Annotated in this window: 15 protein-coding genes; 13 read left to right on the top strand and 2 right to left on the bottom strand. The window is 71.8% G+C overall.

Translation table 11 applies throughout. The features are described 5' to 3' along the window. Positions 1 to 122: 122 nt before the first annotated feature. Entirely contained in the window at positions 123 to 1,070 is a 948-nt protein-coding gene (locus ACZ3ZD_RS21480; protein WP_467399606.1) for an ABC transporter substrate-binding protein, read from the bottom strand. A 478-nt stretch (positions 1,071 to 1,548) separates the two neighbouring features. On the opposite strand from ACZ3ZD_RS21480, the gene ACZ3ZD_RS21475 reads away from it, so the two are divergent. The 8 genes from ACZ3ZD_RS21475 (at position 1,549) to ACZ3ZD_RS21440 (ending at position 12,708) form a co-directional block, all read left to right on the top strand. Then, positions 1,549 to 2,406 (top strand): amino acid ABC transporter permease, encoded by an 858-nt coding sequence (locus ACZ3ZD_RS21475; protein WP_467399604.1) that lies wholly within the window; start codon positions 1,549 to 1,551, stop codon positions 2,404 to 2,406. Next, positions 2,403 to 4,163 carry an FAD/NAD(P)-binding protein gene (locus tag ACZ3ZD_RS21470; RefSeq protein ID WP_467399601.1) on the top strand — a complete coding sequence of 587 codons (1,761 nt, stop codon included), beginning with the start codon at positions 2,403 to 2,405 and terminating at the stop codon, positions 4,161 to 4,163. Before ACZ3ZD_RS21475 ends, ACZ3ZD_RS21470 begins: the two co-directional genes overlap by 4 nt. Then, on the top strand, positions 4,160 to 4,921 hold the full coding sequence (locus ACZ3ZD_RS21465) for an amino acid ABC transporter ATP-binding protein (protein ID WP_467399599.1): 762 nt from the start codon (positions 4,160 to 4,162) through the stop codon (positions 4,919 to 4,921). The genes ACZ3ZD_RS21470 and ACZ3ZD_RS21465 overlap by 4 nt, the downstream gene beginning before the upstream one ends. Positions 4,922 to 4,954: 33 nt before the next feature. After that, positions 4,955 to 6,055 (top strand): LLM class flavin-dependent oxidoreductase, encoded by a 1,101-nt coding sequence (locus tag ACZ3ZD_RS21460; protein WP_467399596.1) that lies wholly within the window; start codon positions 4,955 to 4,957, stop codon positions 6,053 to 6,055. 105 nt (positions 6,056 to 6,160) lie between these two features. Beyond that, entirely contained in the window at positions 6,161 to 6,943 is a 783-nt protein-coding gene (locus ACZ3ZD_RS21455) for a DUF1684 domain-containing protein (protein ID WP_467399594.1), read from the top strand. A gap of 213 nt (positions 6,944 to 7,156) precedes the next feature. Further along, complete coding sequence (locus ACZ3ZD_RS21450) at positions 7,157 to 8,059, top strand: S1 family peptidase (RefSeq protein WP_467399592.1); 903 nt, start codon at positions 7,157 to 7,159, stop codon at positions 8,057 to 8,059. A gap of 219 nt (positions 8,060 to 8,278) precedes the next feature. Further along, on the top strand, positions 8,279 to 11,731 hold the full coding sequence (locus tag ACZ3ZD_RS21445) for a DNA polymerase III subunit alpha (protein WP_467399589.1): 3,453 nt from the start codon (positions 8,279 to 8,281) through the stop codon (positions 11,729 to 11,731). Next, entirely contained in the window at positions 11,728 to 12,708 is a 981-nt protein-coding gene (locus tag ACZ3ZD_RS21440) for a DNA polymerase Y family protein (protein WP_467399587.1), read from the top strand. Before ACZ3ZD_RS21445 ends, ACZ3ZD_RS21440 begins: the two co-directional genes overlap by 4 nt. Positions 12,709 to 12,831: 123 nt before the next feature. Here the strand turns inward: ACZ3ZD_RS21440 and ACZ3ZD_RS21435 are convergent, their stop codons facing one another. Further along, positions 12,832 to 16,488: a LamG-like jellyroll fold domain-containing protein gene (locus ACZ3ZD_RS21435; protein ID WP_467399585.1), complete on the bottom strand. Its 3,657-nt coding sequence runs from the start codon at positions 16,486 to 16,488 to the stop codon at positions 12,832 to 12,834. Between the two features lie 453 nt (positions 16,489 to 16,941). On the opposite strand from ACZ3ZD_RS21435, the gene ACZ3ZD_RS21430 reads away from it, so the two are divergent. From ACZ3ZD_RS21430 to ACZ3ZD_RS21410, 5 genes are all read left to right on the top strand, one after another. Further along, positions 16,942 to 17,955 carry a LacI family DNA-binding transcriptional regulator gene (locus ACZ3ZD_RS21430; RefSeq protein ID WP_467399582.1) on the top strand — a complete coding sequence of 338 codons (1,014 nt, stop codon included), beginning with the start codon at positions 16,942 to 16,944 and terminating at the stop codon, positions 17,953 to 17,955. A gap of 136 nt (positions 17,956 to 18,091) precedes the next feature. Continuing rightward, entirely contained in the window at positions 18,092 to 19,339 is a 1,248-nt protein-coding gene (locus tag ACZ3ZD_RS21425; RefSeq protein ID WP_467399580.1) for a sugar ABC transporter substrate-binding protein, read from the top strand. 10 nt (positions 19,340 to 19,349) lie between these two features. After that, complete coding sequence (locus tag ACZ3ZD_RS21420) at positions 19,350 to 20,333, top strand: carbohydrate ABC transporter permease (RefSeq protein ID WP_467399578.1); 984 nt, start codon at positions 19,350 to 19,352, stop codon at positions 20,331 to 20,333. Next, the gene (locus tag ACZ3ZD_RS21415) at positions 20,330 to 21,154 is read left to right on the top strand and encodes a carbohydrate ABC transporter permease (RefSeq protein ID WP_467399575.1); all 825 of its coding nucleotides are present in this window, start codon (positions 20,330 to 20,332) and stop codon (positions 21,152 to 21,154) included. The genes ACZ3ZD_RS21420 and ACZ3ZD_RS21415 overlap by 4 nt, the downstream gene beginning before the upstream one ends. A 57-nt stretch (positions 21,155 to 21,211) precedes the next feature. Continuing rightward, the gene (locus ACZ3ZD_RS21410; RefSeq protein WP_467399573.1) at positions 21,212 to 22,945 is read left to right on the top strand and encodes an amylo-alpha-1,6-glucosidase; all 1,734 of its coding nucleotides are present in this window, start codon (positions 21,212 to 21,214) and stop codon (positions 22,943 to 22,945) included. Positions 22,946 to 23,014: the final 69 nt, after the last annotated feature.

Raw genomic sequence — 23,014 nt, 5'->3', positions numbered from 1 at the left:
GCCCCCCCCCCCCCCCACCCCCCCCCCCCCCCCCCCCCCCCCCGCCCCCCCCCCGCCCCCCCCCCCCCCCCGCCGGCCCCCCCCCCCCCCCCCCCCCGCCCGGCGCCCTGTCGCGGGCTGCTTCAGTCCTTCCGTTCCGGCGGGCTGATCTGCGACTTCCTGATGGCCGAGCCGGTCGTGCCCCACTTCTCGAGAATGCGGTCGTAGGTGCCGTCGGACAGCAGCCTGTTCACCGCCGCCTGGAACGCCGGAGCCAGTTTCGTGCCCTTCCTGAAGGCGAAACCGACGTCCAGGCGGTGGAATTCGTTCAGGAACTTCAGGCCCTGCTGGTGCGCGACCGCGTAACGCAGGCCGTTGATCGTGGACATCACGATGTCGCTGCGGCCCTGCTGGAGCGAGGACCAGATCGCGCTCGACTCGGCGTACGTCTGCACCTCGTACGCCTTCCTGCCCGCGTCGGCGCACACGTGCCTGTTCTGCTCCAGCGTGGCCTCGAACGTCGTGCCCGCGCTGGTCGCGACCTTCAGGCCGCACAACTGCCTCAGGTCGGTGACCTTCGACAGCTTGCTGTCCGCGCGGGTGACGAAGCCCTGCCCGTCGTTGATGTAGGTGACGAAGTCGATGGTCCTGCGGCGCTCGTCGGTCACGCCGAAGTTGCTCGCGCCGACGTCGTACTTGCCGCTGTCCAGGGCGGGCAGGATCGCCTCGAAGCTCGCCTGCTCCACCTTGAGCCGGACGCCGAGGACCCGGGCGACGGCCCGGGTGAAGTCGACGTCCTGGCCGGTCAGGGCCTTGCCGTCGTCGAGGTAGGTGGTGCCGGGCGGGGTGCCCCCGACGCTGACCGCGACGGTGAGGCTCGTCGTGCCGGCGGGCAGCAGCCGCGCCGCGGAGCCGTCCCTGCGCACGGCGGAGACGACGTCCGTGGTGGGCACCCCGCCGGACCTGGCCGCCACGCCGGAGGCGTCCGTACCGCCCGGGCCACCGGACCCGGAGCCGCAGGCGGTCAGGAGCAACGCGGCCGCGGTGATGGTGACAAAGGGCAGTACATGTCGATAAAGGGACTTGTGCATCGGGTAGCGGTCTCCTGGAGCAGAAGGGGTACCGAAAGCAGAAGAGGTGCCGAAAGCAGAAGGGATGCCGGGAGCGGCAGAGGTGCCGAGGCGCGAGGGGGGCGCGTGTGAAGGCGGGAAGAACGGCGGAGTGCCGGAGAACGCGAGAACGCCGCCCCGGGGGCGGGCGCGCAGGGGGTCAGCTCAACAGGAACAGGACCACACGCGACCGAAGTCGATGTGGGAGCGGGTGACCAGCCACTGCTGTGGATGCATGGGCCAAGTGGAACAGGCATCCGGTTTCCCGTCAACCGAGTTGAGATGTACGGCTCACACTCTGGACAGCCTTGACAGCGGACGGAAACGCCCCCGTACTCTCGGTGCACGGCCCTGCTGAGGGGCTCGGCCGTATCCGCGCCGCACAGCGCACCCGTGTGAAGGCACCGCCCGTTCCGACGCCTCATCGCGTCTTCGACGACTCGCGTCACGGAGCCTTCGCATGTCATCCGACACCCTCGCCAAAGTCCCCACCGCATCGGACCTGCCCGAGCCGGCCGACGCCCCCCGGATCGTCCCGCAGCGCCGGTACGGCCAGTGGGCCGCGGCCGCCGCCGTCCTCGTGCTGCTCGGGTTCGCCGTCAACTCCGTCCTGCGCAACCGGGCGTTCCAGTGGGACGTCGTCGCCGACTACTTCACCTCGGACTCCGTCCTGCGCGGACTGTGGCTCACGCTGTGGCTGACCGCGGTGGTGATGGTCCTCGGCTTCGCCCTCGGCACCCTGATCGCCGCGTTCCGGCTCTCCGCCAACCCGGTGCTGCGCGCGGTCGGCTGGGGGTACGTCTGGCTGTTCCGGTCCATCCCGATCCTGGTGCAGCTGCTGCTGTGGTTCAACATCGGGGCGTTGTACCCGCGGCTGTTCGGCGTGCGGACCGTCGACCTGCTCAGCCCGGTCGCCGTCGCGATCATCGGCCTCACCCTGCACGAGGCCGCCTACGCCGCCGAGGTCGTCCGCGGCGGCGTCCTCTCCGTCGACCGCGGCCAGATCGAGGCCTCCCAGGCGCTCGGCCTGAGCCCGTGGCGGCGCCGGCGGCGGATCGTGCTGCCGCAGGCGATGCGCGCCATCGTGCCACCCGCCGGGAACATGCTGATCGGCACCCTCAAGGGCACCGCGATCGTCAGCGTCATCGCCGTCAACGACCTGCTGTTCTCCGCCCAGTTGATCTACCACCGCACCTACCAGGTGATCCCGCTGCTGATGGTCGCCACCCTCTGGTACGCCGTGGTCACCTCGCTGCTGGGCATCGGCCAGTACTACGTCGAGAAGCGCTACGCCCGCGGCACGGGGAACGCCCGATGAGACAGCAGCTGGTGATCGTCGGAGCCGGGCCGCGGGCGACCGGCATCCTGGAACGCCTCGCCGCCAACACGCCCGAGCTGTACGCCGGTCCGGGCCTCGACATCCATCTGGTCGACCCCCATCCGCCGGGCGGCGGACGCATCTGGCGGCAGGCGCAGTCGCCGCTGCTGTGGATGAACTCGCAGGCCGAGGACGTCACCATGTTCACCGACGACACGGTGCCCATGGCCGGCCCGGTCCGCGAGGGCCCCACCCTGCACGAGTGGGCCGGGCTGGACGGCCGTACCTTCCCCGACCGGCAGCTCCAGGGCCGCTACCTGCGCTGGGTGTACGAGCGGGCCCTCGCCGAACTGCCCCCGGACGTCACCGTCCACCATCACCCCCACCGCGCCCTGCGGGTCACCGGGCCGCGCGAGGGCCGCCAGCAGGTCTGGCTGGAGGGCCGCCCGCGCCCGCTCACGGCCGACCTGGTGATCCTCGCCGTAGGGCACCAGGACGCCGAACTCGACACCGAACAGATCGCGTTGTCCGCGTACGCCCGCGCGCAGGGTCTGGTGCACCTGCCGCCCGACTTCACCGCCGACAGCGACCTCTCCGCGCTCGAACCCGGCGCACCCGTCATAGTCCGCGGCTTCGGGCTGGCCTTCGTCGACCTGATGGTGCTGCTCACCGAGGGGCGCGGCGGGCGGTACGACGGGGAGACGTACGTGCCCTCGGGGCGGGAACCGGTGCTGTACGTCGGCTCCCGGCGCGGGGTGCCGTACCACTCGAAGATCGGCTACGACTGGACCGGCGACCGGCCCCCGCTGCCCCGCTTCCTCGGCCCCGCCGAGGTGGACGAACTGCTCGCCCGGCCCGGCGGTTTCGACTTCCGGCGCGATGTGTGGCCGCTGGTCGACAAGGAGCTGGGCTTCGCCCACTACCACCGGCTGTTCACCGCCCACCCCGGGCGCACGGCGATGGCCTGGGCCGACTTCGAGGAGAAGTACGCGGCGGCCGGCGGCACCGCCGAGACCCGGGCACTGGTCGCGGCCGCCGTACCGGATCCGGCCGACCGGCTCGACCTCGGCGCGCTCGACCACCCGCTGCAGGGCGTGCGGTACGCCTCGCACGACGACTTCCAGGAAGGGCTCCGGGAGTACATCGAGGCCGACCTCGGGCGCCGGCACGACCCGGCGCACAGCGCCGACCTGGCCGTCTTCCTCGGGCTGCTCTCCGTCTACGGGCAGCTCGTGCGGCTCGGCGACATCGGGACCTGGTGGCACGGCTTCTTCAGCTACCTGGCCTCCGGGCCGCCCGGGCCCCGGCTGCGGCAGATGCTCGCGCTGTCCCGGGCCGGACTGCTCCGGTTCGTCGGGGCCGGCATGACCGTCACCGCCGAGGACGGCGTGTTCCGGGCCACCAGCCCCACCGTGCCGGGCTTCTCCGTCGAGGCCCGGGCCCTGGTGGAGGCCCGGCTGCCCGAGCCCACCCTCGGGCGCGCCCGCGACAGCCTGCTGCGCGAACTGCACGCCGACGGCGCCGCCGAGACCCCCGAGGGACTGCTCCGGATCGACCCCGGCGACGGCCGGATCCTCGACCGCGCCGGACGCCCGCACCCCCGGCGCTTCGCCCTCGGCCCCTACACCGACGCCCGCACCCCCGGCGCCTTCACCCGCCCCCGCACCGGCGGCCCCGCCTTCCGGCAGAACGACGCGACCGCCCGGGCGGCACTGGCCCTGCTGAGCGGCTCACTGGAAAAGGAACTCGCGCGATGAGTGTCATGGTCGACATCAGGTCGGTGCACAAGAGCTTCGGCCCGCTGGACGTACTCAGGGGCATCGACCTGAAGGTGCGCGCCGGCGAGGTCACCGTCGTGCTCGGGCCCTCCGGCTCCGGCAAGTCCACGCTGCTGCGCACCATCAACCACCTGGACAAGGTGGACCGGGGCGAGATCCGCGTGGACGGCGTGCTGATGGGCTACCGGCGGACCGGTGACAGGCTGCGCGAACTGCCCGAGCGGGAGGTGCTCAGGCAGCGCACCCGGATCGGCTTCGTCTTCCAGAACTTCCACCTCTTCCCGCACCTCACCGTCCTGGACAACGTGGTCGAGGCGCCGGTGTCCGCGCTGAAACGGCCCCGGAGGGCGGCGGTGGAGAACGCGCACCGGCTGCTGGCGCGGGTCGGACTCGGGGACAAGGCCGACGCCTATCCGCGGCAGCTGTCCGGCGGGCAGCAGCAGCGGGTCGCCATCGCGCGGGCGCTGGCGTTGGAGCCGAGGCTGCTGCTGTTCGACGAGCCGACGTCGGCGCTCGACCCCGAGCTGGTGGGGGAGGTGCTGGACGTCATCCGGGACCTGGCGGCGCAGGGCACGACGATGATCGTCGTCACGCACGAGATCGGGTTCGCCCGGGAGGTCGCCGACACGGTCGTGTTCATGGCCGACGGGCGGATCGTGGAACAGGGGCCACCGGCGAAGGTGCTGGGCGCTCCGCGCGAGGACCGCACCCGCGCGTTCCTGGCGAAGGTGCTGTGAGGGCGCGGGCGGCGGGACGCGCGGGGGGCGGGGATGAGTAGTCTGCTGCACCTCGCGGCCGCCCTCGATCTGCCGGGAGTGGCCGACGGCGGGGCGCACGTGGAGCTGGCGCGGCTCGCCGAGCGCGGCGGACTGGACTTCGTGACGCTGGACGACTCCTTCGCCCGGCCCGGGCCCGACGCGCTCGGCGTGCTGTGCCGGGTGGCGCCCGAGACCCGGCGGATCGGGCTGGTGCCGACCGTCACCACCCCCCACACCGAGCCCTTCCGGGTGCAGGCCGCCGTGGCCGCCCTGGACCGGGTCAGCGGGGGCCGGGCCGGCTGGCGGACCGACGTGTCCCCCACCGAGGCGGAGGCCCGGCTGTCCGGCCGCCCGCACCCGGCTCCGGCCGAGACCGTGTGGCAGGAGGCGGCCGAGGCCGCCGGCGCGGCGGGGATACCGGGGGACGGCCGGGCGGACCGCGCCGGGATCCGGGACGCGTCCACCGGCCGGTTCCTCGACCGGGACCGGCTGCACCGCGCCGACTTCACCGGCACCGCCTTCCCGGTCCGGGGCCCGTCGACCGTGCCCCGGTCGCCGCAGGGCCACCCCGTGCGGGTGGTCGACGCCACCGACGGCCCCACCCGGGCGGTCGCCGCCCGGTACGCGGACGTAGCCCTGGTGCGCGCCGTCGCGCCCGCCCAGGCCGCCGGCGCCCGGGACCTGCTGCGCGAGGAGGCGCGGGCGTCCGGCCGGCACCCGGACGCGCTGCGGGTCCTGGTGACCCTGCTGGTCGACCTCGGCGACGGCGAGTACGCGGCCGAGCCGGGACACGGGGGCGGCGGCCCGCGGCCCACCGTGCGGGGCCCGCTGTACCGGGGCGGCCCGGTCGACCTCGCGGAGCTGATGGCCTCCTGGCACGCCGACGGCGTCACCGACGGCTTCCACCTCGTCCCCGTCGAACCGCGGCGCGATCTGGAGCGGCTGGTCAACGGCACGGTGGCGGTGCTCCAGCACCGCGGACAGTTCCGTACCTTCTACCCGGGCAGCACCCTGCGCGAGCACCTGGGCCTGGCCCGGCCCGCCCACCGCCACACCGCCCCCGGGGCGACGCCCGTCCCCGGGGCGACGCCCGTGACCGGGGGAACGACATGACCGCCCGGCGGCCGCACCCGGTTGCCGTGCCCCTCTCGGGCTGTCCCCGCCGGCCGGGGAGAGCCGGACATGACGAGCCGTTCACCGTGGAAAGGAACCGATGGCATGACGACCGACGCGTCCGACGCCTGGAAGCAGTGGCACGAGCAGCGCGTGGAGAGCGTCTCGGCGCCCTACGGGCCGCTCGCGCTGACCGCGACGCACTGGATCGAGGATTATCCGGAGGGTCGACTTCCGGACATTCCCGGGAACTGGGTGGCGGCCGAGGACGGAGTGGTGCTCACGGCCGCCGGGGCCGACGGGCTCTCCGTGGCCGGCCGGCCCTTCTCCGGCGAGGTCAGGCTGGCCGCGGACAGTGGTCCGGAATCCCGGTCGCGGGTCGCGCTCGGCGGCAAGCGGCTTGTCGTACTGGTGCGCGAGGGGGTGTGGGGCGTGCGGGTGTACGACCCCGACTCCGCCGCCCGGCAGGCCTTCCGGGGCATCGAGGCCGGGCCCCACGACCCCCGTTGGTCGGTGCCGGGGCGGTTCACGCCGTACGACGGCACGCGCACCATCCGGCTCGGCAACGCGGACGGCCGTGAGCGCGGCTTCGCCCTCGCCGGCGAACTCACCTTCGCGCTGGGCGGACAGGAGCGGACGCTGAAGGTCGCGCAGCAGGGGGACGGGCGGCTGTGGGCGGTGTTCGCCGACGCCACCAGCGGCGACACGAGTTTCCGCTTCCGCTTCCTCCACGCGCCGGCCCCGGACGCCGAGGGGCGCACGACCGTCGACTTCAACCGGGCCCAACTCCCCCCGTGCGCCTTCGCGGACCACTTCATCTGCCCCTTCCCCGCCCCCGGCAACACGCTGGACGTGGCGATCACGGCGGGGGAGCGCCGGCTGAGCTGACGGCGGTGCGCCGGCCCGGGCCGCCTTGGTGCATCCGGGTGGTTCCGGGCCGACGGCCGAAAGGCACCCTTGTGCCGACCGGCCGTTCGGCCGAATACTCCCCCCAGCGCTTGTCAGGGGCATGCGTATTCGAATATCCGGTCGGTCCCCTGGCTGCGCCTCACGGGCCCCGACCCCACGCGGGCCCCTGACTTCCCTTGGAGGGAACGACAAGTGAGGAACAAGCGCACCACTCCCCGCGGCACCATGGCGAGACGCACCCGGCTCACCGCCGTGGCCACAGGCTTCCTGGCCGCGGCCGCGTTCGCCGCCCCCAACGCGAACGCCAGCGACGGCCACACGTTCAGCGCGAGCCAGCTCACCAAGGCGAGCGACTCCGTCCTCAAGGCCGACATCCCCGGTACGGCCTGGGCGGTGGACGGCAAGTCCCACCGCGTCGTCGTCACCGTCGACAGCACGGTGTCGCAGGCCGAGATCGCCAAGATCAGGAAGCAGGCCGGCGCCACCGCGGACGCCCTGGTCGTCAAGCACACACCAGGCACCTTCAAAGAGCTCATCTCCGGCGGCGACGCCATCTACGCGAGCAGCTGGCGCTGCTCGCTGGGCTTCAACGTCCAGGACTCCAGCGGCAACTACTACTTCCTCACCGCCGGGCACTGCACCGACGGCGCGGGCACCTGGTGGTCGAACTCCTCCCACAGCACCACGCTCGGCACCACGGCCGGCTCCAGCTTCCCGGGCAACGACTACGGCATCGTGCGCTACACCAACAGCTCGGTGGCCAAGTCGGGTGCCGTGGGCAGCCAGGACATCACCAGCGCGGCCACGCCCTCCGTGGGCACGACCGTCTACCGGCGCGGTTCCACGACCGGCACGCACAGCGGCCGGGTCACCGCGCTGAACGCCACGGTCAACTACGGCAACGGCGATGTCGTGTCCGGCCTGATCCAGACCACCGTCTGCGCCGAGCCCGGCGACTCCGGCGGCCCGCTGTACGGCGGCACCACGGCCTACGGTCTGACCTCGGGCGGCAGCGGTGACTGCACCTCCGGCGGTACGACCTTCTTCCAGCCGGTGACCGAGGCGCTGAGCGCCTACGGGGTGCACGTCTTCTGACGATCGGCCCCCGCTGACGGACGAACCCCGGCAAGCCCCCGCACGCTCCGGCGTGCGGGGGCTTCCTGCGTGCGGGCGCCGCGCGCCTCGCCAAAGAATCGCTGTTGTGTTCGAAGCAAGTTCGCTGACCGGGGCTGATGGGGCTAGAGTATTCGAACGAGCGTACGATGAACGTATCGGATGTATAGGCTAAAAAGGGTGAAGTGATGGAGGTGCGGCATGGAGGGTTTCGCCCACGTGCACGTCGCGTCCGGTTACTCCGCCCGCTACGGCGCATCCCACCCCGAACAGCTCGCCCGGCGGGCGGCCGAGCGGGGCATGTCCGCGCTCGCGCTCACCGACAGGGACACGGTCACCGGCGCCGTCCGGTTCGCACAGGCCTGCGCGAAAGACGGAGTCCGGCCGGTCTTCGGAATCGACCTGGCGGTGGAGGCCCTCGCACCTCCGCCGCCCGTCCGGCGTGCCCGTACCCCGGTGCGTGGCGGCGCGCACGTCGTCGAGCCGCCGCTGCGGTTCGTGCTGCTCGCGCAGGACCGCGCGGGATGGGCGCGGCTGTGCCGCATCACGTCGGCGGCCCATGTGGGGGCCGTGTCCGGTACGGCGCCGGTGGTGCCGTGGGAGGCGCTGCGCGAGTACGGCGGACCCGGGCTGACCGTGCTGCTCGGGCCGCTCTCGGAGCCGGCACGGGCGCTGTCGGTGGGCCGGGAGGATGTCGCGACAAGGCTGCTGGCGCCCTGGAAGGAGATCTTCGGGAGGGGCGTCCGGTTGGAAGCCGTTACGCAGAAACGTTTCGGCATCGGGCCGGGATCCCTGCGCCTGGCCGCTCGCACCCTTGCCCTGGCCGACCGCACCGGCACCACCGCCGTGCTCTCCAACGCCGTCCGCTACGCCGATCCCGACCAGCACCGCCTCGCCGACGTCCTGGACGCCGCGCGCCTGCTCCGACCGGTCGACCGGCGCCACCTGGACACCGGGCAGCGCTGGCTCAAGGACGAGCGGCACATGGAGACGGTCGCGCGAATGATCACCGAATGCGCCGGAGGAGACATCCGCCGGGCGCGCCGTCTGATGGCGGACACCGCCGCCACGGCGGCCGCGTGCGCGCTCGATCCCCGGGCGGACCTCGGACTCGGCACCCGCCACTTCCCGGAACCGTCCCTCTTCGGCGCCGAGCCCCGACCGGACGGCGCGGCGAAGTTCCTGCGCAGGCAATGCGAGACCGGCATGGCCAGGCGCGGCCTCGACCGCGACCGAGCGGCGCTCGACCGGCTGGACGAGGAACTCAGGGTGATCTCCGCGCTGAACTACGACTCGTACTTCCTCGCCGTCGGCCAGGTCGTGGCCGACATCCGGGCCAAGGGCATCAGGGTCGCGGCCCGCGGCTCCGGCGCCGGCTCGATGGTCTGCCACGCTCTGGACATCGCCACCGCCAACCCGCTCGACCACCGCCTGCTGTTCGAACGCTTCCTCAGCGTGCGCCGGGCCTCGCTGCCCGACATCGACATCGACGTGGAGTCCGCCAGACGGCTTGAGTGCTACGACACGATCTTCGAACGCTTCGGCAGGGAACGGGTCGCCGTCACCGCCATGCCCGAGACCTACCGCGCCCGCCGCGCCCTGCGCGACACCGGCCTCGCCCTCGGCATCGCCCCGGCCGAGGTCGACCGGATCGCCAAGAGCTTCCCGCACCTGCCCGCCTCCGACATCACCGGCGCCCTCGCCGAACTGCCCGAACTGCGCCGACTGGCCGCCGAGGCACACCGCTACGGACCGCTGTGGGAGCTGGCCGAGGGCCTCGATTCCCTGGTGCACGGCATGGCCATGCATCCCTGCGGCGTGGTCATCAGTGACGCGACCCTCCTGGACCGGCTACCGGTGCAGCCCACACCGCAGGGCGACTACCCCATGGCGATGGCGGCGAAGGAGGAGATCGAGGCTTTGGGCAACATCAAACTCGACGTCCTCGGCGTGCGGATGCAGTCCGCGATGGCCCACGCCGTCACCGAGATCGAGCGGACGACGGGCGACCGTATCGACCTCGACGACCCACGGCAGGTGCCGCTCGACGACGCCTTCGCGTTCAAGCTCATCCAGGACAGCCAGACCCTGGGCCTGTTCCAGCTCGAATCGCCCGGCCAGCAGGACCTGCTGTCCCGACTGCAGCCGCGCGACGTGCAGGACGTCATCGCCGACATCAGCCTCTTCCGGCCCGGACCGGTCGCCGGCGGCATGCCCGAGCGATACATCGCCGCCCGGCACGGCGGGAGACCGTCGTACGCACATCCGGACCTGGAGCCGGTGCTCGCCGACACCTACGGCGTGACCATCTGGCACGAGCAGATCATCGAGACCCTCTCGGTGATGACCGGTTGCGACCACGCGCTGGCGGAGATCGCCCGGCGGGCGCTCGGCGAGAAAGACCGGCTGCCCGGCATCAGGGAGTGGTTCCACGGCCGGGCACGCGTGCGTGGCTACAGCGAGGCCGTCCGCGACGAGGTCTGGAAGACCGTGGAGGCCTTCGGCGCATACGGCTTCTGCCGCGCTCATGCGGTCGCCTTCGCCGTACCGGCGTTGCAGAGCGCCTGGCTCAAGGCGCACTATCCGGCGTTCCTGCTGGCGGGCCTGCTGGAACACGACCCCGGGATGTGGCCCAAACGGGTCCTCGTCTCCGATGCCCGCCGCCGGGGCGTCCCCGTCCTGCCCGTCGACGTCAACCACTCCCTGGTGAAGCACACCGTGGAGAAGGCCGATGGAGACCAGTGGGGCGTGCGGCTCGCGCTGTCCGAGGTCCACGGCATCAGCGAGGAGGAGTGCGCCCGCATCGAGGAGGGGCAGCCGTACGGATCGCTGTCGGACTTCTGGCAGCGGGCCCGTCCCAGCAGGCCGGTCGCCGAACGCCTCGCCGAGATCGGCGCCCTGGACTGTCTGCACGACGGCCGCCTCACTCGACGTGATCTCCTGCTCCAGATCGCCGAACTCCACCGTGCATCGCGCACGCGGTCCGCCGGCAAGGGCCAGCTGCCCATCGACGCGGGTGCCGTCGGCGGGGCGGAGCCCAGCGGCCTGCCGGAGATGACCGGACGCGAGGCTCTCGACGCCGAGCTGAGCACGCTCGGGATCGATGTCTCCAAGCACCTGATGGAGCACCACCACCGGCTGCTGCGCGAGATCGGCGCGACCGACGCGGCCCATCTGGCCGGTCTGCGAGCCGGGCGGCAGGTCCTGGTCGCCGGTGTGCGTGCCTCCACCCAGACGCCGCCGATCGCCAGCGGCAAGCGGATCATCTTCGTCACCCTGGAGGACGGGTCCGGCCTGGTCGACCTGGCCTTCTTCGAGGACTCCCATCCGGCCTGTGCGCACACCGTCTTCCACAGCGGCCTGCTGCTGGTGCGCGGCACGGTCCAGGTGCGCGGTACCCGCCGTACCGTCGTCGGCACCATGGCCTGGGACCTGGACCGGATCGCCGCCGCCCGCCGCGACAACGGCCCCGAGGCCGCGCTCGCCCTCCTCGGCGAGAGCCATCCGCACCCGACCCCCGCCCAGCCGCGGCGCACCCTGGCCAACGGCACCACCGGCGCCCGCCTGCACCCGTACGCCGACCTCCAGCCCGCCGGCGCCCGCTCGGCCGACCTGAAGAAGTTCGGCCACCGCAGCCCGGGGAGCGCAGGATGAGCACACGTCAGCGGCACATCGCCCACCTCCATCTGCACGCCACGCTGACCGAGGATCAGTACGCTGATGTCATCGAACTGATGTATGGAATTACGCCCCATGTCCAGGCTGTCCCGCCCAACGCCGTACAGCTGGACCTGACGTCGGCGCTTCGGTACTTCGACCTGTCCCCCTACGATGTCGTCCAGCTGGCGAAGATGAGGCTGAAGCTCTTCTACGGCATCGACAGCAGCGCAGGTCTCGCGGGCAACCGCATGGTGGCCGCCATGGCGGCCGACGCGTCCGCGCCGGGGGACACCACCTGGGTTCCCGCCGGGCGGGCGGCCGACTGGCTCCACCCCCGTCCGGTCACGGCACTGCCCGGGATCGGCCGCACCACGGCGGAGACGCTCGGCAGGTACGGCCTGCACACGATCGGCCAGGTCGTCGAGCTGCCCGCGGGTACCCTGCAGCGACTTCTCGGTGCGGGCCCCGCCCGTCTGCTGGCCGAGCGGGCTCGCGGTCACGACCCCCGCCCGGTCACCCCTTCGGAACCGGCGGCGCACCTGGTCGCCGACCTCGTGCTGGAACGGGACTGCCTCGACCCGGCGCAGCATCACCGCGTGGTCCTGGGACTCGCCGACCAGATCGGCCAACGCCTGCGCGGCGAACGTCAGATCACCAGCCGGCTCGCCCTCACGGTGAGGTACGCCGACCGCAGCTCCACCACCCGTACGCGCGCGCTGGCAGAACCCACCAACCACTCACCGGCCCTCGCGGTAGCCGCCCTGGGCCTGCTGAACGCTCTCGGGCTGCAGCGGGCAAGAGTCCGCGCCTTCGTGGTCCGCGCCGACGCTCTGCTGCCGGCTCACAGTGCGTTCCACCAGCTCTCCCTGGATCCCGGCGACGATCGCGCCCGCGCAGCCGAAGCCGCCGCCGACCGTGCCCGTCGGCGTTTCGGGCCTGACGTCATACGCCCGGCGACCCTGGCCGACTGACTGCGCCGAGAACCACTGGTTTTCGGCGGAGGCGGTCGTGTGAGACATGGGGTTCCCGTTCCTGCCGGCGGGGCACCGAGTCCAGGAGACCCCCTGTTGCGGCGTCGGCCGGCGGTGATCACCTCAGCGGACCTCCCGTGCGTACGGCGCCACGGTGATCCGGTCGATGAGCGGGGCGTAGCGGGAGCGGAGGAGTAGGCCGGGGAAGGTGTCCGAGGCGTAGGTGGTGCCGTCGAAGTCCGGCAGTTCCTCGGAGCGGAACGTGATCGTGTTCGGTCCCTTCGCGAGGCGGACCGGGACCGTCAGCTCCCAGAAGTTGTTCGGGTGGAAGGTGTGCGGGAAGCCGACGCGCTGCATCGCACCGCCGTTCACGGTGATGTCGGCGTGCCGGACGAGCGGGTCCGGGTTGTAGTGGGTGGCTTCCGACTGCTCCGGGTTGGAGTAGCGCAGGCGCAGCGCGTACAGGCCGGCCCTGTCCGCGGTGACGGTGAAGGTGGCCGTGTTGCCGTTGCCCGGGTCGCCCCCGATGCCGGTGATCGCCGTACCGTCGGTGGCCAGGGACAGCGGGGTCAGCGTGGCCGAGCCGGCGAGCCTGGCGTCCTGGGCCTCGTACGTACGCGCCTTGAGCGTGCCCTCGGTGGGCGTGACCGTGAGGCGGTCGACCAGCGTGGCGGCCGAAGCACCGGTCACCGTCACCTTGTTGATGCCGCCCGAGAGGGAGACCGCCACCGCGTGCCGGTCCTTGGACAGGCGCAGTACGTCGTGACCGTTGACGGAGAGCCGGGCGTTCGCGGCGCCCAGGGTGTCGACCCGGAGGGTGGCCTCGCGGTCGGCGGGGGAGTAGACCCAGAACGTCGCCGTCTGGCCCTTCGCGACGCGGACCGCGCCCGAGCCCGTGGCGGGGGTCCCGGTGTGCTTCGGCAGGTCGTAGACGGGCCGCGCGCCGCCGCTCGTCCAGGCCAGCTCGCCCTCGTACACCCGGGTGGCCGCCGAGGCGTCCGGCAGGGTCAGGGTGAGGCGGTCGACGATGGCGTCGCCCTTGGTGGCACGCCTGCCGTCGAGGCTCTTCGCGGCGAGCGTCAGGGTGTGCCTGCCCTTGGTGAGATGCACCTTGGTGTCGGTGTGGTCCCACACCACCCACTTGTAACCGAGCGGCAGGTACAGCTCCTGCTCGCCGTCCGCCCTGCCGTCCACCCGCAGGAAGACGTTGGTGGGGCCCTGCTCCTTCACCTTGTCGAAGGTGTTATGGGAGTTGGCGAAGACACTCAGGTCGTACGTGCCGTCCTGCGGCACGTCCACCGTGAAGTCGAGTGTGACGTCCGAGCCGGTGCGCAGTCCGCCCACGTCGTAGCCGCCGGAGGTGTAGAACTTCGACACGTCGCGCGGCGAGCCCTCCGGACCGTTCCTCGAGTAGCCGGACCCGGTGTGGGCGGCGTCCTCGGCCTCGTACGAGCCCCGCCAGCGCACCGGCGCGGCCTGCGTGCCCTTCGCCTTCCCGGCCGGGCTGAGAACGATCTCGTACGCCGAGGACTCCTTCAGCGCCGGCAGCGTGCCGTCGCCGAAGTCGACGACGACCTCGCCGTCGTCCCCGACCGGCAGGTTCGTCTCCGTGAGCAACTCGGGGCCGGAGCTGTCGCCCACTTGCCCGCTCCACCCGATCTCGCGCACCCATGCGTGCACGCTGTCCCCGAAGACCTTCTCCGGGACGCCCGCGAAGGTGATGTGGCCCTTCCCGGTGGACCCGCCGAAGATCAGCCGGGCCTGCTTCTTGTGCTCGTCCAGCGTGGCCACGCCCTGCATCGTGTAGTTCTCGCCCGGGAACGGCGGGGTCACCCTCACCGTGTGCCCGCTCATCGAGGCGTACGAGTGCAGCAGCCACCACTGGCCGTTGCCGCGGGCCGACTGCACCGCGGAGTCGGAGAGGTTGCCGTCGATGTTCCAGTACGCGATGTCGGCGTCCACCTTGGATTCCTCGATCGCGGACGCCCACTGGATCATCTGGCCGGGGACGGAGGTGTGGTAGTTGAAGGCGTACTCGTTGATGTTGACGGGGAGCCGGGTGCCTTCGTGGTCGGTGCCCTCGAACAGCTCCTTCTCCCACGCCCGGTACGTGGCGACGCTCTCGCGCACGGCCTCCGGGTGGCTCAGTTCGTGCCAGGTGATGACGTCCGGGAGGGTGCCGGCGGCCAGGGTGTGCGCGAGGAAGCCCTTGACCTGGTCGTACAGGACGCTGGTGTTGGGGCCGGCGATACGGGCGTCGGGCATCCTGCCCTTGATGAGCCTGTAGACCTCGTCCCAGGCGGCGAAGTAGGCACCAGGGTCGGTGAGCCAGCTGACCTTGTCGTAGCTCCACTCACCGGTGCCGAACATGTTGCCCTCGGGCTCGTTGAACGGCACGAAGACGATGTTGTCCTGGTAGCGCTTCGGCAGCCGCAGCACCTGGTCGACCTGCTTGGCGATCTTCTGCTTGTAGAGGTCGAGCTTCTCGGCCGGGGTGGCGCCGGGCCACTCGTACGGGAAGCCGCGGTGGATGTCGGTCATGTAGATGTACACGTCGCCGTCGGTGGAGTCGGCCAGCGGCTTCACGACGTCGAGTGCGTCGGCACCGGGGTGCTGCGGGCCGTCCTGGGCCTTGGTGGAGACGGTGCGCAGCCCCATGCCCTGGATGAGGTTGTCGGTGGGGACGTCCGGTCCGTACACGCCGTAGAGGGTGCCGGAGGCACCGCCGTGGAACGCGCCGGTGTCCGAGGCCAGATCGACGGTCAGGGCTCCCTCGCGGACCACGGTGACGGTGGCCTCCACCGCGCGTCCGGCGGCGGTTCCGGCGACCGTGAAGCGTCCCGGCCGGGCGTACTTCCCGGACGGTACGGCGTCCCAGGCGATCGGTGTGTCGCGGTCGTAGCCGTCGGAGAAGGAGGAGCGGACGGCTGCGGGGAGGGACGGGGCCGTCCCGGTCGTCGTACGGACCGCGAAGGACGTCCGCGAGAGCTGCCGAGGCGTCGGCACGGCTGCGACGAGACCGGCCACCTGTGCGGGGCTGAGCGCGGAGTGCCAGACCGTGAAGTCGTCGATCACGCCCTCGAGCAGCGGGTCCGGGTAGAAGGACTTGCCGATGTAGCCGGCGGTCGTGGCCGCACCGTCCAGCAGGTCCGTGGCCTTGACGGTCGTCTCGGCGGAGGAGACGGGCACGCCGTCCAGGTAGGTGGTGACCCGGTGGGCGGCGGTGTCGAGGGTGACGGTGACGGTGCGCCAGCCGTCGGCGGGGAGCGGTTCGTAGCCGGAGATCTGTGCTTCCGCGCCCCCGCCTGCGGTGGTCACGGCGGTGCGCAGCACGCTTCCGTTGTACGGGGTGGTGAACAGGTATCGGGTGGTGTCGGTACCCAGGTCGAAGATCCGCTGCCAGGCCGACGTGCCGCTCCACTTCACGCGGGCCGAGACGGTCAAGTCGCTCGCGTCGCCGAGCACTTCGCGGGGCAGACGGACGTACGCGCCGTCGGACGTGGGCGCTCCGCCGGGCAGGGCCAGCGCTCTGCCGCCCTCGTGGCCCTCGACGGACTGCGCGGTGGAGCCGTTCACCAGGGTCGCCGTCAGGCCGTTGCCGGAGCTGTCGGTGATCCGGCCGGAGGCGGGGTCGTCCTGGTCGAAGGTGTAGTGGGCGACGGGCTGGGGCGTGTCGGCTGCCTGCGCGGGGACGGCCGGCGCCGCCAGCAGGCCCGCACCCAGGGCCAGCGCCATGGCGGCCGGGGCGCGGCGGCGGCCGGATCTGTCAGCGGATGACATGGATGGCGTCCTCAGTCCTCGTATCGGCGTGCATCGAACCGGTTCGATCGCGGGCGGCACGGTGGTGGGGCGTTTCTCCGGGGCAGACTGACCTCCGGCCTCGCTCCCGTTAGAGGGCGGGGCAGGGTCGGCGGCCGCCGGAAGGAATCACGTCATCGAACCGGTTCGGGGAAGCTAGCACCGGTGCCCCAGACCGGCAATGCCTCCGACACGAGCTTCTCGCGACGGTTCCGGGCGCAACCCACCCAAGTCCTGCCGGCATTCCGGCGGTCTCGCGTCGGGCGGGGAAAGTGCGGCCAGAGGTGTTGACAGACGGGGGGTCAGTTCCTACCTTCACTTCACGCGAACCGGTTCGACAACCGGGACTCGCCTTCTCCTCCGCCCCGCACCCCTCACCACCGGCAGGCGTACCCTCCGACGAGATGCCGAACCGGTTCGAGCAAGGAGCCCCTCGTGAACATCGGTGAGATCGCCCGCCGGGCCGGTGTCTCAAGGAGCACCGTGTCCTACGCACTCAGCGGCAAGCGCCCGGTCTCGGACGACACCCGCCGCAGGATCCAGCAGGTCATCGACGAGCTGGGCTACCGCCCGAACGCCAGCGCCCGCGCCCTGGCCAACGGCCGCACCAGCACGATCGGCCTGGTCTTCCCGCCGGCCGGCAACCACTACACCGGGATGCAGCTGGACTTCATCGGCAGCGTGGTGGAGGCCGCCGCGGCCTACGACTACGACGTGCTGCTGTCCCCGAGCGGCGTGGACAGCGACCGCTCCTTCCAGCGGCTGCTGGGGGAGCGGCGGGTCGACGGCGCGATCCTGATGGAGATCAGGCTGGCGGACGACCGGGTCGATCACCTGGCCGACCTCGGCTTTCCCGCCGTCGCCATCGGCCGCACCGCACACCCCGAGGGCAGCTGGTGGGTGGGCCTGGACCACACCGCGCTCGCGGCGGCGTGCGTGCACCACCTGGCGGACCTCGGCCACCGCCGGGTCGCCTTCGTCAACCGGCCCGAGCAGCTGCTGCGCGCCGGATACGAGTCCGCCCACCGCGGTCTGGACGGCTTCACCAAGGCCGCGGCCGAGCGCGGGCTGACCGTGCGGACGTACTGCTGCGGGGACGACGCCGCCTCGGGGCAGGCCTGCCTCCAGCAGATCCTGCACGACGACCCGGCCACCACCGCTCTGGTCACTTTGAACGAGGCCGCGCTGGGCGGGCTGTACCGGGGGCTCGCCCAGGCCGGCCGTCATGTGCCGCGCGACTTCTCCGTCACCGGGGTCGTCGCCGGACGCTGGGCGGAGACGGTGACTCCGCAGCTCACCGCGGCCGACGTACCGGCTGAGGAGATGGGCCGGTGCGCCGTCGACCTGCTGGTGGAGCGGCTCGACCACCCCGACGCACCGCCCCGGCACCATCTCCTCGCGCCGCCGATCTCCCTGCGGGCCAGCACCGGGCCCGCCACGGCACCCTGACCGCTCCCCGCGGACAACCTCGCACCCACCTCACCCGCCGACCGCCCTCTGCTCAGCGGCGCTGTTCGGCGTGCCCGTCACTCCTCACCACCCCGTGCCTCGGCACCCGCATGCCCAGAACAAAGGACCCCTCGCCATGAACAGCTCCTCCAGACAGCGCCGTCTGACCGCTGCGGCCCTCACCGCCCTCGCCGTCGCCGTCACCGCCACCGCCTGCTCCTCCGGCTCGGGCGGCACCGGCTCCAAGGGCGCCGGCAGCGGGACGTACACCGTCTGGGACCCCTACCCGCAGTTCGACAAGGGCTCGGCCTGGGTGAAGCTGCTCGACCAGTGCGGCACCAGGGCCGGGGTGAAGGTCAAGCGGACCGGCTTCGACACCAGCGACCTGGGCAACAAGACACTCCTCGCTGCCCAGCAGGGCAACTCGCCGGACGTCCTCATCGTCGACAACCCTGTGGTCTCCACCCTCGCCGAGGCGGGCGTGCTCACCACGACCGACGACAACAAGCTGGACACCTCCAAGGTCGACCCCAACCTGCTCGCCGCCGGCCAGTCGGGCGGCAAGGCCTACGGCACGCCGATCGGCGCCAACACCCTCGCCCTCTACTACAACAAGAAGGTGCTGAAGGAGGCCGGCGTGGACGTCTCCTCCGTCAAGGACTGGAAGTCGCTGACAGCGGCCCTGGCCAAGGTCAAGAAGGCCGGCGAGAAGGGCATCACCTTCTCGGCGATCGGCACGGAGGAGGGCAGCTTCCAGTTCCTGCCCTGGTTCTGGGGCGCGGGCGCCAAGCTGACCGAACTCGACTCCGCCCAGGCCGTGTCCGCCCTCTCCCTGTGGAAGGACTGGCTGAAGAGCGGCTACGCCCCCAACTCGGTGCTCAACAACACCCAGACCACCAGCTGGCAGGAGTTCGCCGGCGGCGACTACGCCTTCGCCGAGAACGGCACCTGGCAGCTCGCCAACGCCAAGAAGGCCGGCTTCGACTACGGCGTGCTGCCCATCCCCGCCGCCACCGGCGGCAACGCCGCGGCCCCGACCGGCGGCGAGTTCGTGACCATCCCGGTCCAGCAGGACACCGGCCGCTACGCCACCTCCCAGAAGCTGGCGACCTGCCTGACCAGCGGCGACAACCTCTACGACACCGACACCACCCTGTCCTACGTGGCTCCCACCAGCGAGGCCCAGGACAAGCAGGTGGCCGCGAACGCCGAGCTGAAGCCGTGGGTGGCCGCGGTCAAGGCGGCCAGGGGCCGCACCAGTGACGACCTGGGCACCAGGTATCCGAAGATCTCCGAGCAGATGTGGAAGGCCGTCCAGTCCGCCCTCAGCGGCTCCAAGTCGCCCAAGGACGCGCTCACTTCGGCGCAGACCGCGGCCAGGTGACGTGAGCGCGATGAAGCAGACGACCCATCCGCCGGACCACCGGCCCGTGCCCGTCCGGAACGGGTCGGCCACCACCGCCCCGCTCCCGGCCCGCACCGAGAAGCGCCGCCGGCCCACCTCCACCCAGTGGGCCGCCTGGGCCTTCCTCACCCCGGTGACCGTCTACCTCGCCCTCTTCTACGCCTATCCGCTGTACCGCAACATCGACCTGAGCCTGCGCGACTACACCGTCCGCTCCTTCGTCCAGGGCGACGCCCCCTTCACGGGCCTGGCGAACTACCGGACCGTCTTCGACAACCCGGCCTTCGCCCCGGCGCTGCTGCACACCGCGGTGTTCACCGCCGTCTGCCTGGTCTTCCAGTACGCCATCGGGCTCGCCCTCGCGGTCTTCTTCAACCAGCACTTCCGGCTCTCCGCGACCCTGCGCGCCCTGTTCCTCGTACCGTGGCTGCTGCCGCTGATCGTGTCCGCCTCCACCTGGTCGTGGATGCTCAACAGCGACTCCGGCATCGTCAACGCCGCCCTGCACGCCGTCGGCATCGATCCGGTGAACTGGCTGACCTCGCCGTCCTGGTCGCTGGCCTCGGTGATCATCGCGAACATCTGGATCGGCGTCCCGTTCAACCTGGTCGTGCTCTACAGCGGCCTGCAGTCCATCCCGGCCGGCCTGTACGAGGCCGCGGCCCTGGACGGGGCGGGCGCCTGGCGCCGCTTCTGGAGCGTCACCTTCCCGCTGCTGCGCCCGGTGTCCGCGATCACCCTGCTGCTGGGCCTGGTCTACACGCTCAAGGTCTTCGACATCATCTGGATCATGACCAAGGGCGGCCCGGCGGACTCCTCGACGACCTTCGCCACCTGGTCCTACCAGCTCGGCTTCGGCAACCTCCTGCCCGCCTTCGGCCCGGGTGCGGCCGTCGGCAACCTGCTCGTCGTCGCCGCCCTCGTCTTCGGCCTGGTCTACGTCCGCGTCCAGAGAAAGCAGGCGCTGTCATGAGCCGAAGCCGCAGGCGTACGTGGGGGAAGACCACCATCGGTGTCCTGCTGACCGCGCTCATGCTGTTCCCGGTCTACTGGATGCTCAACGTCTCCCTCACCCGCGACCAGGACATGCGCAAGAGCCCCCCGGACCTGCTGCCGCTGCACGGCACCCTGGCCGGCTACCGCGCCGTCCTCGACGAGCAGCTGCCCTACCTCGGCACCAGCTTCGTCATCGGCCTGGGCAACGTCGTCCTGACCGTGGTCCTGGCCGCCCCGGCCGGCTACGCCCTGGCCACACTGCGCCCGCGCGGTGGCGGCATCCTCAGCTTCGTCCTGCTGGCCGCCCAGATGATCCCCGGCATCATCATGGCGATGGGCCTGTACGCCGTCTACCTCCAGCTCGGGCTGCTGCAGTCCGTCCCCGGTCTGATCGTGGCCGACTCCACCCTGGCCGTCCCCTTCGGCGTCCTGATCTTCACCGCGTTCATGTCCGGCATTCCCCGCGAACTGCTCCAGGCCGCGCAGGTGGACGGAGCGAGGGCCCTGCGGACCTTCTGGTCCGTCGTGCTGCCGATGAGCCGCAACGCCGTGGTCACGGTGTCCCTGTTCGCCTTCCTGTGGTCCTGGTCCGACTTCGTCTTCGCCGGCACCCTCGTCAACGGCGGCACCCACGAGCCGATCACCCTCGGCATCTACCACTACATCGGCAACAACAACCAGCAGTGGAACGCCATCATGGCCACCGCCGTCGTCGCCTCCCTGCCGGCCGCGGTCATCCTCGTCCTCGCCCAGCGCTACGTCGCCGCCGGTGTGACCGCCGGTGCGGTCAAGGACTGACCTCCACAGGCGCGTCCCTGCGCTGACGATCCCTGCTCCAGAAACGAGTCACGCCACATGACCGCCGCCCGATCCGGCCCGGCCTTCTCCGTCCACGACATCCCGTTCAGCACGTACGGATCCTGGTTCGACCTCTCGCCCGTGGTGGCGGAGAAGACCTACGCCGACGACCTCCACCTCGTCTCGCACCAGAACGGCATGCACGCCGTCCTGCGCCTGGTCCCCGTGCACACGACGGGCGACCGCGCCGAGACCCGCGTCGAGGCGACACCGGGCCTGCTCAGCTGGACCGGCGAGAGCGGGCGCATCGACCTCGCCTACGAGTCGCCGGACACCGTACGGCTGCGGGGCAGCGGCCTCGGCATCGCCGTCCTCGCCGCCGCGCACACCCTGACCCCGTTCAGCGGCACGTACTTCTTCCACGACCCGGCGGCGGACGCGCACGTGTTCACCTCGTACGAGACCGGACGCCGTTACCGCGTCACCGTGCTGTCCGGCACCCTCGCCGAGGCGGCCGGAGCCCAGGCCCTGGGCAGCGGCGACCGCGGTCTCACCCTCACCGGGGAGGGGGACGGCGGCTGGGAGATCGCGCTCGAGGAACTCGACACCGCCCGCCCGCCCTACACCTCCTCAGCGGCCTTCGACGACATCGTGACGTCGGCGCGCGGCGCGTTCGCGGACTTCGTCGACGCGGTGGCCCCCTGGCGCTCGTCCGCCACACCGGCGGCCGAACTCGCCGCCTACGTCGTCTGGTCGGCGACGGTACGGCCGACGGGCCTGGTCACCCGGCCCGCGGTGCTGATGTCCAAGCACTGGATGGACAAGGTGTGGAGCTGGGACCACTGCTTCAACGCCCTCGCCCTGGCGTCCGGCCGCCCGGAACTGGCCCTCGACCAGTTCGCCCTGCCCTTCGACCACCAGGAAGCCGGCGGCGCCCTGCCCGACTCGGTCACCCACTCCGAGGTCCTGTACAACTTCGTCAAGCCACCCATCCACGGCTGGGCCCACGGCCACCTGCGCCGAAGACTGCCGGCCCCGCCCAGCCGGGCCCAACTGGCCGAGACCTACACCCGGTTGGAGCGCTGGACGGACTTCTGGCTCACCGCACGCAGAGTTCCCGGAACCTCACTGCCCCACTACCAGCACGGCAACGACAGCGGCTGGGACAACGCCACCACCTTCGACCCCGAGCGGGTTGTCGTCACCGCCGACCTGTCCGCCTTCCTCGCCCTGCAGTTGCGTGAACTCACCCTTCTTGCCGAAGAGTTGGGGCGCACGGAGGAGGCGCGCCGGTGGGCGGCGACCGCCGAGGAGATCCAGACGGCGCTGCTCGACCAGCTCTGGACCGGCGACAGGTTCGTCGCCCGATCGGCCGCCACCGGGAACACCTGGAGCAGCGCGAGCCTCCTGGACCTGATGCCCGTCGTGCTGGGCGAGCACCTGCCCGGCGAGGTCAGCAGCGCGCTGGCCGACCACATCAAGGCCCACCTCACGCCGTACGGCCTCGCGACCGAACTGACCACCTCCCCGCACTACCTCCCCGACGGCTACTGGCGCGGCCCGATCTGGGCCCCCGCCACCGTCCTCGTCGAGGACGGCCTGCGCCGGGCCGGCCACCACCGCCTCGCCGACGACATCAGCGCCCGCTTCCGCGCCCTGTGCGAGACCCACGGCTTCGCCGAGAACTTCGACGCCCTGACCGGAACGGGCCTGCGCGACCGCGCCTACACCTGGACCGCCAGCAGTTACCTGCTGCTGGCCGCAGCACACGCACAGCGAGAGGGCCGCTGAGCGGCCGCCTCCCGCACCGCCCCGGGACCGTCCGGGCCCCGGGTCCCACCCCACTCCCGCAGGAGACGC

The organism is Streptomyces sp. NPDC023481, from assembly GCF_055560195.1.
This window is presented reverse-complemented; position numbering and strand designations above follow the sequence as displayed.